This window comes from Phyllobacterium endophyticum (assembly GCF_003010935.1).
Lineage (GTDB): Bacteria > Pseudomonadota > Alphaproteobacteria > Rhizobiales > Rhizobiaceae > Phyllobacterium > Phyllobacterium endophyticum.
This window is the reverse complement of record NZ_PGGN01000002.1, coordinates 291846-305879: the sequence shown is the minus strand read 5'-3', so window position 1 is coordinate 305879 and position 14034 is coordinate 291846. Positions and strand designations below refer to the sequence as shown.

General features: G+C 58.2%; 13 protein-coding genes. All 13 read right to left on the bottom strand.

The genetic code is table 11. From position 1 onward, the window contains the following. Positions 1 to 16: 16 nt before the first annotated feature. The 13 genes from CU100_RS09365 to CU100_RS09305 all read right to left on the bottom strand — a co-directional run bounded on the left by CU100_RS09365 (position 17) and on the right by CU100_RS09305 (position 13792). Complete coding sequence (locus tag CU100_RS09365) at positions 17 to 670, bottom strand: protein-L-isoaspartate(D-aspartate) O-methyltransferase (RefSeq protein WP_106716337.1); 654 nt, start codon at positions 668 to 670, stop codon at positions 17 to 19. Then, on the bottom strand, positions 667 to 1425 hold the full coding sequence (surE, locus tag CU100_RS09360; protein WP_106716336.1) for a 5'/3'-nucleotidase SurE: 759 nt from the start codon (positions 1423 to 1425) through the stop codon (positions 667 to 669). Before surE ends, CU100_RS09365 begins: the two co-directional genes overlap by 4 nt. Positions 1426 to 1437: 12 nt before the next feature. Continuing rightward, positions 1438 to 2721: a serine--tRNA ligase gene (gene serS / locus CU100_RS09355; RefSeq protein ID WP_106716335.1), complete on the bottom strand. Its 1284-nt coding sequence runs from the start codon at positions 2719 to 2721 to the stop codon at positions 1438 to 1440. Positions 2722 to 2928: 207 nt separating this feature from the next. Beyond that, entirely contained in the window at positions 2929 to 3708 is a 780-nt protein-coding gene (gene tatC / locus CU100_RS09350; protein ID WP_407070326.1) for a twin-arginine translocase subunit TatC, read from the bottom strand. Positions 3709 to 3749: 41 nt separating this feature from the next. Next, complete coding sequence (tatB, locus tag CU100_RS09345; RefSeq protein ID WP_106716333.1) at positions 3750 to 4379, bottom strand: Sec-independent protein translocase protein TatB; 630 nt, start codon at positions 4377 to 4379, stop codon at positions 3750 to 3752. An 83-nt stretch (positions 4380 to 4462) separates the two neighbouring features. Continuing rightward, positions 4463 to 4690, bottom strand: coding sequence for a twin-arginine translocase TatA/TatE family subunit (locus tag CU100_RS09340; RefSeq protein ID WP_106716332.1), 228 nt, complete (start codon positions 4688 to 4690; stop codon positions 4463 to 4465). 172 nt (positions 4691 to 4862) lie between these two features. Continuing rightward, a complete protein-coding gene (gene scpB, locus CU100_RS09335; protein WP_106716331.1) occupies positions 4863 to 5591 on the bottom strand; it encodes an SMC-Scp complex subunit ScpB in 729 nt (242 codons plus the stop codon). Beyond that, a complete protein-coding gene (locus CU100_RS09330; RefSeq protein ID WP_407070317.1) occupies positions 5584 to 6435 on the bottom strand; it encodes a segregation and condensation protein A in 852 nt (283 codons plus the stop codon). The genes scpB and CU100_RS09330 overlap by 8 nt, the downstream gene beginning before the upstream one ends. A 13-nt stretch (positions 6436 to 6448) precedes the next feature. Further along, complete coding sequence (gene nagZ, locus CU100_RS09325) at positions 6449 to 7468, bottom strand: beta-N-acetylhexosaminidase (RefSeq protein ID WP_106716330.1); 1020 nt, start codon at positions 7466 to 7468, stop codon at positions 6449 to 6451. Between the two features lie 66 nt (positions 7469 to 7534). Then, the gene (locus CU100_RS09320; protein WP_280951591.1) at positions 7535 to 7843 is read right to left on the bottom strand and encodes a DUF2442 domain-containing protein; all 309 of its coding nucleotides are present in this window, start codon (positions 7841 to 7843) and stop codon (positions 7535 to 7537) included. A 147-nt stretch (positions 7844 to 7990) separates the two neighbouring features. Continuing rightward, entirely contained in the window at positions 7991 to 10540 is a 2550-nt protein-coding gene (locus tag CU100_RS09315) for an SPOR domain-containing protein (protein ID WP_106716328.1), read from the bottom strand. Positions 10541 to 10651: 111 nt separating this feature from the next. After that, positions 10652 to 12409, bottom strand: a complete 1758-nt coding sequence (gene argS / locus CU100_RS09310) for an arginine--tRNA ligase (RefSeq protein ID WP_106716327.1) — start codon at positions 12407 to 12409, stop codon at positions 10652 to 10654. 174 nt (positions 12410 to 12583) lie between these two features. After that, positions 12584 to 13792 (bottom strand): deoxyguanosinetriphosphate triphosphohydrolase, encoded by a 1209-nt coding sequence (locus CU100_RS09305; RefSeq protein WP_106716326.1) that lies wholly within the window; start codon positions 13790 to 13792, stop codon positions 12584 to 12586. Positions 13793 to 14034 lie beyond the last annotated feature (242 nt).

Sequence of the window (14034 nt, the reverse complement as noted above, 5' to 3'; positions counted from 1 at the left end):
TCACGATGCATCACCCTTAAAGCGCTGCCGCAACGCCTTCCATCAGGGGCAGCAGCCGCACAGGCATCAGATCGTGGCGCTCGAAGCGGCTGCCGATCTTCGAGAGGCGCGCCATCACCTGCCTGCCGTCGAGCGGACCGATGGGTGCAATCATCACGCCGTTCGACGACAGGAGATCGACGAACTGTCGCGGCATGGTTTCGAAAGCGCCCCATACGATGATGCGATCGAACGGACCGTCATGGACAAGACCATGCCGGCCATCCGCATGCTTGACGAATGTATTCTCGATCTTCAGCGCTTGGAGCCGCTGCTGCGCCAGTTCGACCAGCGTGCGATACCGCTCGAGCGAAAGCACGCGGCCCGCAAGCCGCGCCATCACTGCTGCTGTAAAGCCGGAGCCGGTGCCAATCTCCAGCACCCGGTGCGCGGGCTCGAGATCAAGCGAGTTGATGAGTTGCGCCTGCAGATCGAGCGCCTCCATGAACTCACCGCATTCGATCGGCAGCGTTCCGACGCCATAGGCCAGATTGCCGAGATTGCCGTTGACAAAGGCAGTACGTGGTGTTGCCTCGAAGGCGCTGACGATCCGCTGATCCGACAAGCCCAACGCTCGCATGCGCAGTACGAAAGCCGCAAAACCCTCACGATCAGACATGGCAACCTTCATGCAATTGCACTCGCCAGGCTTGCAAGCGTGTCATGTGCTGTCAGGTCGAGCTGCAGCGGCGTGATGGAGATGAAGTTACGGGCGAGTGCCGCCACGTCGCTGTTCTCCGCCGGCACATCCTTGCCCCGGCCATAGCGCAGCCAGTAATAGGGCAAGCCGCGCCCGTCATGACGCTCTTCGATGGTCAGACCATGGGAAAGCTTGCCCTGCGCCGTGACCCGGGTTCCGGCAATTTCCGCAGCGCTGCAACTTGGAAAATTGATGTTGATGAGAACACTCTTTGCGAGATCCACAGCAAGTACCTTTTTGAGGATTGCGGGCGCCCGCTCCTCCACCACCTCCCATGGCAGCACGCGTGCGCTGCCATCGAGATTGTATTCCTGCGACAAGGCAATGGACTTGATGCCGAGCAGCGTACCTTCGATGGCTCCGGCGACAGTCCCTGAATAGGTGACGTCGTCAGCCATGTTCGACCCCGAATTGACGCCGGACAGGATCAGGTCCGGCGCTTCCGGCATCAGATGCTTGACCCCCATGATGACACAATCCGTTGGCGTGCCGCGCACGGCATAGTGCCGGTCATCGATCTTGCGCAGGCGCAGCGGATTGGAGAGCGTCAGCGAATGCGCAAGACCGCTCTGGTCGGTCTCGGGCGCAACCACCCAGATATCGTCTGAAAGCTGGCGTGCAATGCGTTCAAGCACGCTCAGACCTTCTGCATGAATACCATCATCGTTGGTCAGGAGAATGCGCATTGCCGAGGCCTTTTAAGTCGCTTTTTCGATCCGTTTCAGTCCACCCATATAGGGCACAAGAGCTTCAGGAACTGTTACGCTGCCGTCCTCATTCTGATAATTTTCGACCACGGCGATCAGCGCACGGCCCACGGCAGTACCTGAGCCGTTCAACGTATGAACGAAGCGCGTGGACTTTTCGCCCTCCGGACGGTAACGCGCGTTCATGCGGCGAGCCTGGAAATCACCGCAAACAGAGCAACTGGAGATCTCGCGATAAGCCTTCTGCCCCGGCAGCCAGACTTCGAGATCATACGTTTTCTGCGCGCCAAAGCCCATATCGCCGGTGCACAGCGTCATTGTTCGGAACGACAGGTCAAGCCGCTTCAAAACTTCCTCGGCACACGACGTCATCCGCTCATGTTCCTCGATGGAATGCTCTGCGTCGGTGATCGATACAAGTTCAACCTTCATGAACTGGTGCTGGCGCAGCATGCCGCGCGTGTCGCGTCCGGCCGACCCCGCCTCCGAGCGAAAGCACGCGGTCAGGGCAGTCATGCGGATCGGTAGATCGCGAATATCGAGTATCTCTTCGCGCACCAGATTGGTCAGAGGAACTTCGGCTGTCGGAATGAGGTACCGGCCGTCAGTGGTCTGAAACAGGTCTTCGGTAAACTTCGGCAATTGGCCCGTGCCATAGAGCACTTCGTCATTGACCAGCAGCGGTGGATTGACCTCGGTATATCCATGTTCGGTCGTGTGCAGGTCGAGCATGAACTGCCCGAGCGCGCGCTCCAGCCGAGCCAACTGGCTCTTCAGGACCGTAAAGCGGCTCCCCGAAAGCTTGGCAGCCCGTTCGAAATCCATGTAGCCCAGCTTTTCCCCGATCTCGAAATGCTCTTTCGGCTCAAAGGCGAAATTCTTGAGGTCTCCGATACGGCGCGCTTCGACATTGCCGCTTTCATCCTCACCAACGGGAACGTCAGCAAGTGGTATATTTGGCAGCACCGACAAAGCATCGCTCAGCGCGCGGTCGAGCTGGCGCTCTTCCTCTTCAGCCGATGTCAGGAACAGCTTGATCTCCGCAACTTCGGCTTTCAGGCGGTCGGCGGTTGCATGGTCCTTGGCACCCATTGCCTTGCCGATTTCTTTCGAAGCGGCGTTGCGGCGTTCCTGTGCTTCCTGCAACGTGGCAATGTGCCGACGGCGCTTTTCGTCGAGTTCGATCAGCCGCGCAGACGCCGGCTCGGCGCCCCGCTTGGCCAAAGCCGCGTCAAGCGCTTGCGGATTCTCTCGGATCCATTTGATGTCGAGCATGGGAGTAAAGCCGTATTGGAGTTAAGTACCGGGTTCTGTTTCTACGGTGCGTGGTTCGACAAGCTCACCATGAGGGAGGAGATGGTTTGCAAGGCTGAATGGCTACCTTGCAGCTCGCATCTCCCTGCCATCCATCCACATCCCTCATGGTGAGCTTGTCGAACCACGCACAATGGTTATGCAAACTCTTTCTTCACCTGGATATCGTCAGGACGAGACTTCGCTGGAGTCTGATTTTGCTTCAGCCTCGCTTACAGCCCGCTTCTTCTCGATCAGGCGCGCCATCCAGATCGAAACCTCGTAGAGAAGGATCGTCGGGAGTGCAAGACCGATCTGGCTGATCGGATCAGGAGGCGTGATAATGGCAGCTACGACGAACGCAATGATGATGGCATATTTGCGCTTCGACCTCAGTCCCTCATAGCCCACAAGACCGACGCGGGCGAGCAACGTCGTCACGACCGGCAGCTGAAACACGAGACCGAAGGCGAAGATCAGCGTCATGATCAGGCTGAGATATTCGGAAACCTTGGGCAGCAGCGAGATCTGCACTTCCCCTGCTCCGCCGGTCTGCTGCATGGCAAGGAAAAACCACATGACCATTGGCGTGAAGAAGAAATAGACAAGTGCACCGCCCATCAGAAACAGGATCGGGGAGGCAATGAGGAATGGCAGGAACGCCATGCGCTCGTTGCGATAAAGACCCGGCGCGACGAACTTGTAGATTTGGGATGCAATGACCGGAAAGGCAATAACGATACCGCCGAACATGGCGATCTTCACCTGCGTGAAGAAAAACTCCTGCGGAGCAGTGTAGATGAGTTGTGCCTTGTCTGGGTCGAACCCCGCCCACATGACGGCCCATTGATAGGGGATCACGAGCAGATTGAACAATTGCTTGCCAAAATGGAAGCATCCGAGGAATGCGATGAAGAACGCCAGCAGCGCCCAGATCAGGCGGCGGCGCAGCTCGATCAGATGCTCCATCAACGGGGCCGAGCTTTTATCGATTTCGTCGTCAGCGCTGCTCAACTTTTTGTCCCCGCATCGCGAGCTTCGGCCTTTGGCTTCGCTGTTCTTTTTGTAGCCGTCCTGGCTGTTGCACTGCTTGCAATGTCCGCAGCCGGACCATTCTTCGGCTTCGCCCCCGCTTTAGGGGCCTTCGCCGGCTCCGGCTTTTTGACAGGAGCAGATACTGTCGCTGCTGCTCCGGATGTCTGGCCGGCTGTCTTGGACTTCACCCTCGCTGGCTTCTTTGCAACGTCTGGAGCCGCCAGCGGCTCCATCACCTGGGGTTGCAACTGTGTAGCATCCGGTGCGGCTGGATCCGGCACGGCGACATTGTCTTTGCCTGTTACCGTCGCATCCTTCAAGCTGGAGCGGATCTCCTCGCCGATCGTACGTACGGGATCGAAGACCTTGCGGATATCGCTGCGCGGATCAAGGCTCTTCGCCTCATTGACGATGTCGCGAACATCGTCGAGCTCGGCCTCTTTCAACGCCTCGTCGAACTGCTTGCGGAACTCGCCGGCAGTTGCCCGAAACTTCGAAGTCGCCTTGCCGAAGGCGCGCAACATCTTCGGCAAATCCTTGGGTCCAACCACGACGATCATGACAATCACGATCACCAGGATTTCCGACCAGCCAATTTCAAACATTCATCATGCTCCAGCCGTCACGCGACAGCATAGCCGCCCGTAGGGCGAGGCGATTGTCGAACTTGGAGCCCGTTTCACGGCTCTCAAGACTTTGTGGTCTTTTCCTTGGCTGAATTCACCGGCTGGCTTGTCTGGTTGTCAATCGTCTTTGAGCTGTCGGCAGTGTCGGCATTTTCGTCGCTCATACCGCTCTTGAAATTCTTGATACCCTTCGCAACATCACCCATCAATTCCGGGATTTTGCCACGGCCGAAAAGAAGAAGCACGACCGCAAGCACGATAAGCCAGTGCCAGATTGAAAAACTACCCATTTGATCCTCACATTCGCCCAACCGTTCGGGCTGATCTATGTCTTATCCCCGTGCTTTTCAAACACAAGTCTCATCTGCTCTTTCACATTCATGTAAACGCTGCGCAAGTCCGAATTGAAATCGGGATCACGATTTTTATGCGATGCGCTTACTTGTAGCCAAAAAGCTTGTCTCAATCATGTTCGACGCGGGGTGTCAAAAGACCGAGTTCCTCGAGATCGATGTCCGTCAGAGGATCTTCATCTTCGGTCAGTTCATCCGGATCGTTGACAGGGATCGGGATGGCGAAATTCGTCGGCATACGCGTTGACAGCAAGCCTGCCCCGCGCAATTCATCGACTCCAGGCAAATCGCGCACTTCCTGCAGGCCGAAATGATCGAGGAACGATGCCGTGGTGCCATAGGTGATAGGGCGGCCGGGCGTGCGGCGGCGGCCGCGAAACTTGATCCACCCGGTCTCCATCAGCACATCGAGCGTGCCCTTGGATGTTTCGACGCCGCGAATGTCTTCAAGTTCGGCGCGTGTCACCGGCTGGTGGTAGGCAATGATCGCCAGGACTTCGAGGGCAGCACGCGACAGTTTTTTCTGCTGCACGGCCTCCCGGTTCATCAGGAAGGCAAGATCGGCCGCAGTGCGAAATGCCCATGCTCCCCCGACCTGTCGCAGGTTGATGCCGCGCTTGGAATAGATTTCCTGCAATTCACCGAGCAGCCGCGTCACGTCGACACCTGAAGGCAGGCGCTCCCGCAGGGCCTTTTCCGTCACCGGCTCCGCCGATGCGAACAATATGGCCTCGGCCATGCGCAACGCTTCCGATAGTGAAGTCGGTGAGTTCCAGTTGCCGGCAGGCAGTTCCAGCTTGTCATCATCATCGATGTGATCGCGTATACTGTCAGCCATTGGCCACGTCCTTCAGCGGCTCGGTCTGCTTGTCCAGCCTGTTGCGCAGATAAATCGGGTTGAATGCACCGGCCTGGCGTATTTCCAGATGTCCTTCGCGCACCATTTCCAGGCTGGCAGCAAAGGAGCTCGCCATGGCGGTCGCACGCTCTGCCGGCGAGATTATGAATTCGAGCAGGTAATGATCCAGCGCCGTCCAGTCCTTCATCTCACCCACGAGCCGCATCAGGATCGAGCGTGCGTTTTTCAGCGACCAGACAGTGCGGCGCGCAATCTGCACATGCGATGTGGCCCGTTTCTGCCGTTGGGCGGCGTAAGCCGTCAAAAGCTCGTAGAGCGTCGCCGCATAGGCGTTGGTCTGATCGACGATAACCGCCTCGGGCATGCCGCGCGCGAAAACATCGCGGCCGAGCCGGTTGCGGTTGATGAGCTTCGTCGCCGCGTCCCGCATAGCCTCCAGCCTCTTCAGCCGGAACTGCAGCGTTGCCGCCAGTTCCTCGCCGCTTTCGCCATCATCGCCGGGCGACTTGGGGATCAGAAGCTTGGACTTCAGATATGTAAGCCACGCGGCCATGACCAGATAGTCGGCGGCAAGCTCAAGCCGCAATGCCTGCGCCTGCCTTATGAAGATCAGGTATTGCTCAACCAGCGCGAGTACGGAAATACGGGCAAGATCAACCCGCTGGTTGCGCGCCAGATGAAGCAAAAGATCAAGCGGACCTTCGAACCCCTTGATATCGATCACAAGCGAGGGCTCGCTGGCAGCGCGATCGACCTGACTTTCCCACAGCGCCTCCATGGGTGCCGTACCGGTGCCGTTTATCTTTTGCTCGCTTGCTGCCAAGACTTTCTCGCCTCTATGCCACCGCCTCGAAAATACGCTGGAACTCTTCCCGAAGTTCTTCCTCGTTGGAAGCATCCGGTTCTTTTCGATAGGCGATTGCCCGCTGCGCCCGCTCGAAAGCCTTGTCCTCGAGCTCGGGCGTGCAAGCGGCAACAGCCTTCATCTGATCCATGATGCCGTGGCAATGAAGCACGATATCAAGTCCGGCCGCAAAGATTGCTTTGGTCCGGTCGAAATAATCCCCAGAAAGTGCGTTCATGGAGACGTCGTCGCTCATCAAAAGCCCGTCGAACCCTATATAGTCCCGGATGATCTCCTCGACCACCTTTCCCGACGTCGTCGCCGGGTTCTTTGGATCGACTGCCGAAAAAATCACATGCGCGCTCATCGCCATCGGCAGGTCCGCCAATGCGCGGAAGGGCGCAAAATCATGCTCGGCCAGCTCGTCGAGCGGCGTCGTGACCGTGGGCAGTTCATGATGCGTGTCGGCAAAGGCGCGCCCATGGCCAGGGATATGCTTGATCACCGGCAACATTCCCCCCGCAAGCAGTCCGTCCGCGGCAGCACGACCCATTGCCGTCACGATCTCCGGATGCTTGCCATAGGCGCGCGTACCGATCACGTCATTGGCGCCTTCGACCGGAACGTCGAGCACAGGCAGACAATCGACATTGATGCCGAGCTTGAGAAGATCGAATGCGTGCAGACGCGACAGGACCCATGCCGAACGCAGACCCAGTTCCTCGTTCTCCCGGTACAGCGCACCGAGTTGCGACCCGGATGGATAATCCGGCACAAGTGGTGGCCGCAGCCGCTGCACGCGTCCGCCTTCCTGGTCGATCAGCACCAGTGCGTCGTCGCGCTCCACCAAGTCACGCAGGTGCGCGCAGAGATCCTCGATCTGTGCCGGCTCGCTGACGTTGCGGGCAAAAAGAATAAAACCCCACGGCCGCTCATCGCGAAAGAACGCGATTTCGTCGGGGGTGAGTTTCAGACCGGTCGTTCCGGCAATCCATGCTTTTGATTCGCTCATGTGCCAAGTCTACTGCAAATTAACGCCGATGGCACAGGCTTCGCTTGAAACTTGAGAATACCAGGATCAGCCATTCGCGATTTTCCGCGGACGACCGCCTTTTGCGCCATTCGTCCTGGCTGCAGCCGACTTGGCGGGTGAAACGGCCCTCCCTGCTACGCGAGCAAGTTCCCGGGTCATCCAGGCACGTGTCCCGAACATGCCAGCCACAAGTGCAGGCACTAAGAGATCAACGTCCAGCTTTGGCCATTGCAGGTTAAGGCGGGCTCCATCTACTCGGATGTCGGCGAGGTCCGCATCACTCGCATTCTGTAAATCCTGCGCTAAATGAAAGGGAAATGCATAGCTGCACCCATTCATCAGTTCTATTGCCACGCGCCGGGTTACGATATCATATCGAGCAAGTGCCGCCCGTGGTGTGCTGGTTTTGTGATGAAAAGGTCAAGCTATCAGCCGATTAATGATGCGCAAATGAAAAAGGCTCCGCGATGGCGGAGCCTTTCGGTGCGGCTGTACGGTTGATTACTGCGTCACGAAGCAGCTTCCACCGGCGGTCTTATACTTGGCGCAAAGGGCGTTTGCGTCGCTCTTGGAGCCTGCCGGGATGCGGACACGGAAGAATGTGCCCTTGCCTGCGATTTCGGCCTGCTTGATATCGACACCCCGCCCCCCGATTACGCCGGCATACTTCTGCGAGAGCGAGGCGTAGGTCTTCTGTGCGCCTTCGACATTTGGCTGCGAAGCAATCTGGATCAGATAACTGCCCGCTGCCGGGGCTGCAGAAGCGACCTGCTGGCCCGCATTCTTTGGCGGAACGCGGTCAACAATATCGATTGGTTGATCTGCTGGACGCGATTCCACTACCGGAATGTTTCGAGGCGTAACGGAAGCAACCGTCTCGGGGGTGATTTTCTTGGTTGCAACAGGTTTCGGCGGCAGTTTACCGGCAGCAGGTGCCGGTTTGGCCTCAGTGGCAACAGGTGCTGCAGGCGCTGGAGCCAGCCCGGCAGTGTGGACGGGAGCCGCCGTCTGATCGTCCTGCATCAAGTCGCCGATCTCGTCATTGCCCATTGCTGATGGCAGCGCACCGACCGGATCAGCCTGCGCAGGACGATCCGCTGGAGCAGCGGCGGGGCCGGCGCTGACGGGGTCGGCCGGCGCTGGGATGGAGGCGACCATCGTGCCGTCAGGCTTGACGACCATTGTCTGCACCTTGCGCGGTGCAATGGCATTGTTCGGGGCTGCGTCGGCTGTATCTGCACTCGCGTCTTCGTTTGCCGGATCGATACGGGCCTCCACCTTGTCGTCTGCAACAGGCGCATCAGCGTCTGGCGCATCGATGGCAGAAAGGGCTTCGTCCTCGTCGGATGGAAGATCGATCGGATCTTCCCGCGTGGTCACGAGTTGATCCTGCTTCGGCGCCTCCGGAGCGGTCGTCGCGCTCTTGTCATAAACAGCCTTGTCCTGGTTTGGAACAGCGGCCGTGGAGGCAGTCTCGGGCTGCACCTTGATCGGCGTTTTATCGGCCATGATGACCACGGGTTCGCCATTCGATCCGCCGGTCCATTTATAGGCGACAGCACCGGCGACGGCGAGCAGCACGACTGCCGCGGCAACACCTGGAACAAAGAGACTGCTGCGACGGCGCACCGCCTGCTCCGCCTGAACCTGGGACGATGCGGCCATGTCGACCTCATCCCGGCGCGGGTCATAGGCAAAGTCCAGATCGTCGTCCTCGGGACCGTAGGCGGACATTGCAGTGCGATTCTGCTGCGCACGGGCAGCGCCCATCCCGGCTGCAGTCGCTCCAGCCGCTACCGCATGACCGGCAGGATTGTGCGTGGCACCATCTGCCTGGTTGCCGAACACATCCGCGAAAATCTCGGCGTATTCGTCATCTTCTGACGCCGGCTTCGCAGCTTCTTCCGCTGCATAGACGCCGCGTGGATCTTCCTCGATGGAGCCGAATACCTCGGCGAATTCGTTCTCGAGTTCACCTAAACCGTTGTGCTGCGGTACGTCGTCTTCATAATTGACCACAGGAAGGTCGAGCGATTCTGTATAGTCCACGCGATTTTCCGACACGGAAACCGTATGAACGTCCGGCGCGGCGCTGAACGATGACACGGCACGGTCGAGTTCATCGGCATAGTCGCTGAGTGCATGAACTTCCGGCAATTGCGGCGCACTTGCAATCGGTGCGGCCACGGGCACGGCGATGGGTTCGTGAACCGGCGCCGACGATTGTTCGACGGTTTGATACAGTGGAAAAACCGGGTCGGCTTCTGCAACAGGTTCGCTCTCTTCGTCCTGATCCGCCGCGACGTCGAAATCATCGAATGCCGTCATCAGTTCGTCAGTATCGAAATCCTCATCTGCCGAGTCCAGAACCTGCTCGCCGGCAATGTCGTAGGCGACAGGCTCGGGCTCGGGTACCTGGTCGACGACCGCTTGCGGTGCTACCTGCTGGTATGGCGTGGTCCGGCTGATCGTGGGAGCAATCTCTGTCCTCCCCGGAACCTGCGTCTGGGATCCATAACCCCAGGAAGCGTGTGCAGAGCGTTGCACCGCCGGCTGCGCCGCTCCTGCCAGCAGATTCTCAAGTTCATCTTCAAGGCTGAGAGATGGTGCAGCGACGGCACGCTCCTCATAGGGGGCGGCGACAGACTCCACCGGAGCACCCTCGCCAACTTCGCTGTCGGCATAGATTGGGTCCGGCTCATAATCCGCGTAGTCCGGTTCCTCATAGGCTGCCAGTGGCACGCTCGAAACCCGGTCGGGATCCACACGCGAACCATTTGCCGACAATTCACGCTCGATGGATTCCTGGAAATCCCGAGCCGCAAAATCGTCGTCTTGTGTCTCTGTGTCGGCGGACCGTAACTCAACGGACTCATCGAGGCCGCCCATCAGTTCGCGTTCGAGATCCATGGCAAAATCATCGCCCGACTCGGAAGACGCCCTTTCTTCTTCAAGCGTTCCCATGATACGGGAAAGCTCCATTAGAGGGTCGTCATGACCTTGTCGCGAATCATCCTGCCGGTGAGAACGCTGAAGATAGTTGTCCGCCATAGCGTTAATCCTGTACTCTCAACTGTGGGACGACCGGAATCGTCGCCGCATTGGCCCTACCAGCGCAATGTGGGCAAAAGTTGACAGGATTGCTACGCTTTTCAGCGTTTACTAACGCATTTCAGTCGGGGCGTCCGCACCAATAATAGACAATCCGGACGTCAAGACCTTCGAAACAACCTGCACCAGCCCTAGCCTGGCTTGGGACAAGTTTGGATCGTTAACCTTAATAAAACGTAAGTCCGGGTTTTCGGTTCCCTTGTTCCACTGCGTATGAAGCGAACTTGCAAGATCGTAGAGGTAAAAAGCAAGCCTGTGCGGCTCCTGATGCAAGGCTGCTGTTTCGATCAGTCGCGGGTATTCCGCAAGCTTGCGGATGAGCGCGATTTCACTCTCATCCGTCAGTAGATCGAAATGCTGTGCGCTCGCCGCGAGCTGGACTTCGCCGATACCGAGCTGTTCCATTGCCTGCCGGAAAACCGAGTGGCATCTGGCCGAGGCATACTGAACGTAGAAAACAGGATTGTCCTTGGAATGTTCGGTCACCTTGGCAAAGTCGAAATCGAGCGGCGCGTCGTTCTTCCGGTACAGCATCATGAACCGGACGGGATCGCGTCCAACCTCTTCCACGACGTCGCGCAAGGTGACGAACTCGCCAGAGCGCTTCGACATCCGCACGGGTTCGCCGTTCCGGTAGAGCTTGACGAGTTGGCATATCAGAACGGTCAACTTCGCCGTACCGCCTGATACTGCACGCGCCAGGGACTCGAGCCGTTTGACGTAACCGCCATGGTCTGCGCCGAGCACATAGATCATCTCGTCGAAATGCCGGTCGTACTTGTCCTTGAAATAGGCAACATCGGCGGCAAAATAGGTGAACTGGCCATCCGATTTCACCAATGGCCGGTCGATATCGTCGCCCACATCGGTCGACCGGAACAGCGTCTGCTCCCGATCTTCCCAATCTTCGGGTAATTGCCCCTTGGGCGGCGGCAGTTTGCCCTTGTAGACGTGACCTTTCAGTGTCAGATCGTTGATCGCAGACCGGATCAGCTTGGCATTGTTGGCGTGCAGCGTCCGTTCTGAAAAGAATACGTCATGATGGACATTGAGCGACGCGAGGTCGTCGCGGATCATAGCCATCATTGCGTCGATCGTCCGCTCCTTGACGATAGCCATCGCCTCGTCTTCCGGCATCTCCAGGAGCCTCGTCCCATGCTCGGCGGCAAGTGCCTGCCCCACGGGTACGAGATAATCGCCAGGATAGAGCCCGGCAGGAATATCGCCGATCTGCTCACCCAGCGCCTCGCGGTAACGCAACATCACAGAGCTTGCCAGCACATCGATCTGTGCGCCCGCATCGTTTATGTAATACTCCTTGGCCACGTCATAACCTGCAAATTTGAGCAGGTTGGCGAGCGCATCGCCGACCACCGCACCCCGGCAATGACCGACATGCATGGGGCCGGTCGGATTGGCCGACACATATTCGACGTTGACCCGATGTCCGTAGCCGAGCTTCGAGCGTCCATAATCGACGCCAGCGCCGAGCATCACGGCGAGTTGCCGGTGCCAGTAGACATCCTTGAGCCGCAGATTGATGAAACCCGGCCCTGCGACATCAACAGAGCCGACATCGGGGTCGTTCTTCAGCGCATCGCCAATCTTGACGGCGAGTTCGCGCGGGTTCTGGCCGACCGCCCTGGAGAGTACCATCGCCGCATTGGTGGCGATATCCCCGTGGCTGGGATCGCGCGGGGGCTCGACGCCCACGCGGGACAAATCCACTGCAGAACCATCTGTGGTTTTTAAATCAAGCGCTTGCAGGGCGTTCTTAATCCGCGCGTCGAAATCGGCGAAGATGTTCATGACGTCATACTCATTCGGGGTTTGTATAAAATTACCGGCTATTTGCCGACGTTGCGCTCGCCTTCAGAGACCATTTGAAAATTCAGCCCGATGAGGCAGTCTGGTGTGGTTTTCGAGAACCGGAGCGCAGAAAATCGCATCAGATGGCCATCGGGGTGGATTTGCAGAGGGTCTCTAGGCCAAATCGGGCGTGTCGTCAAACAACCGTCGATGCTCGCGCACAGCATAGGTATCGGTCATGCCGCTGAGAAAATCAGCCACCAGCCGCGCCCGAGCGCGCAGGTCACCCCGGTTTTCTGTCTCCCGCCAGCCCTGGGGCATGCACTGATCGTCCGCGATATAGGCGTCGAACAGGTCTTTCACGATCCTGTCGGCGGATTTCCGAACCCGCATGACGCTGTCGTGAAAATAAAGGTTCTTGTAGAGAAAAGCCTTGAGACGTTTTTCCTGTTCGCGCAGCGGCGCAGAAAATCCGATCAATGTCCGCCCCGCGTCATGGATATCGTCGATTGTCCCAGGCTGCAGCTCTTCCAGATTGGCCTGTGCGCTTCTGATAACATCCTCGACCATGAGCGTGATCTGCCGGCGAACAATTTCGTGCGCCGTTCGAACATCGTCGAGATGCGGATATTTCTGCCGGACAGCCCCCAGGATATTCCCTGTTATCGGCACGGCTTCCAGCGCATCGAGCGTCAGCAGACCCGAACGCAGCCCATCGTCTATGTCATGGGCGTTGTAGGCGATATCGTCGGCAATTGCGGCACATTGCGCCTCCAGCGAGGCAAAGCGCGCGAGTTCCAGGTCGTGCTGCGCACTATATTCGAGGATGGCAGCCGGTACCTGCTGCTTCAAACCATCGCCATGGCTATCCGTTAGCGGGCCATTATGCTTGACCAATCCCTCCAGAGTTTCCCATGTCAGATTGAGCCCGTCGAACTCGGCATAGCGCTTTTCAAGACTGGTCACGATACGCAGGGATTGCGCGTTATGGTCGAAGCCGCCGAAGTTGCGCATCTTTTCGTTGAGCGCATCCTCACCCGTATGACCGAAAGGCGTGTGGCCGAAATCATGCACCAGGGCAATCGCTTCGGCGAGGTCCTCGTCGAGCCGCATGGAACGGGCCAGTGCCCGGGCGATCTGCGCCACTTCGATCGTATGCGTCAGCCGCGTGCGGTAGTGATCGCCCTCATGCGCAATGAACACCTGCGTCTTGTGCTTCAGCCGCCGGAACGCCGTCGAATGGATGATACGGTCGCGATCACGCTGGAATACCGTGCGCGTCGGGCTTTCGCTTTCCGGCACAAGCCTTCCACGGCTTTTCGCGGGATCAGAGGCGTATGGTGCCCTCTCCCTGTAACCGAATCCGATACCCTGCATGGACATGTTCGACTGTTCCTTCGTTCGCGCTTAGCGCCGGATTGCATGACCATGTGCGTGGTTCGACAAGCTCACCATGACGGAGGTGGGTTGCTGCAATGACAATCGCCAACATTGCAGGTCCTGGCTTCCCTGCACCGTCCTCCCTCATGGTGAGCTTGTCGAACCACGCACATCTTATAAGCATCCACTCGCGACGTTGACTTCCCAGTCGCCAATTCCTAGCTATGGTGTATGATGAACGGCAA

Bases quoted from the DNA above. Each gene is read 5' to 3' on its own strand.
- CU100_RS09365 (WP_106716337.1), bottom strand. From the start codon at position 670: ATGAAGGTTGCCATGTCTGATCGTGAGGGTTTTGCGGCTTTCGTACTG.
- surE (WP_106716336.1), bottom strand. From the start codon at position 1,425: ATGCGCATTCTCCTGACCAACGATGATGGTATTCATGCAGAAGGTCTG.
- serS (WP_106716335.1), bottom strand. From the start codon at position 2,721: ATGCTCGACATCAAATGGATCCGAGAGAATCCGCAAGCGCTTGACGCG.
- tatC (WP_407070326.1), bottom strand. From the start codon at position 3,708: ATGGAGCATCTGATCGAGCTGCGCCGCCGCCTGATCTGGGCGCTGCTG.
- tatB (WP_106716333.1), bottom strand. From the start codon at position 4,379: ATGTTTGAAATTGGCTGGTCGGAAATCCTGGTGATCGTGATTGTCATG.
- CU100_RS09340 (WP_106716332.1), bottom strand. From the start codon at position 4,690: ATGGGTAGTTTTTCAATCTGGCACTGGCTTATCGTGCTTGCGGTCGTG.
- scpB (WP_106716331.1), bottom strand. From the start codon at position 5,591: ATGGCTGACAGTATACGCGATCACATCGATGATGATGACAAGCTGGAA.
- nagZ (WP_106716330.1), bottom strand. From the start codon at position 7,468: ATGAGCGAATCAAAAGCATGGATTGCCGGAACGACCGGTCTGAAACTC.
- CU100_RS09315 (WP_106716328.1), bottom strand. From the start codon at position 10,540: ATGGCGGACAACTATCTTCAGCGTTCTCACCGGCAGGATGATTCGCGA.
- argS (WP_106716327.1), bottom strand. From the start codon at position 12,409: ATGAACATCTTCGCCGATTTCGACGCGCGGATTAAGAACGCCCTGCAA.
- CU100_RS09305 (WP_106716326.1), bottom strand. From the start codon at position 13,792: ATGTCCATGCAGGGTATCGGATTCGGTTACAGGGAGAGGGCACCATAC.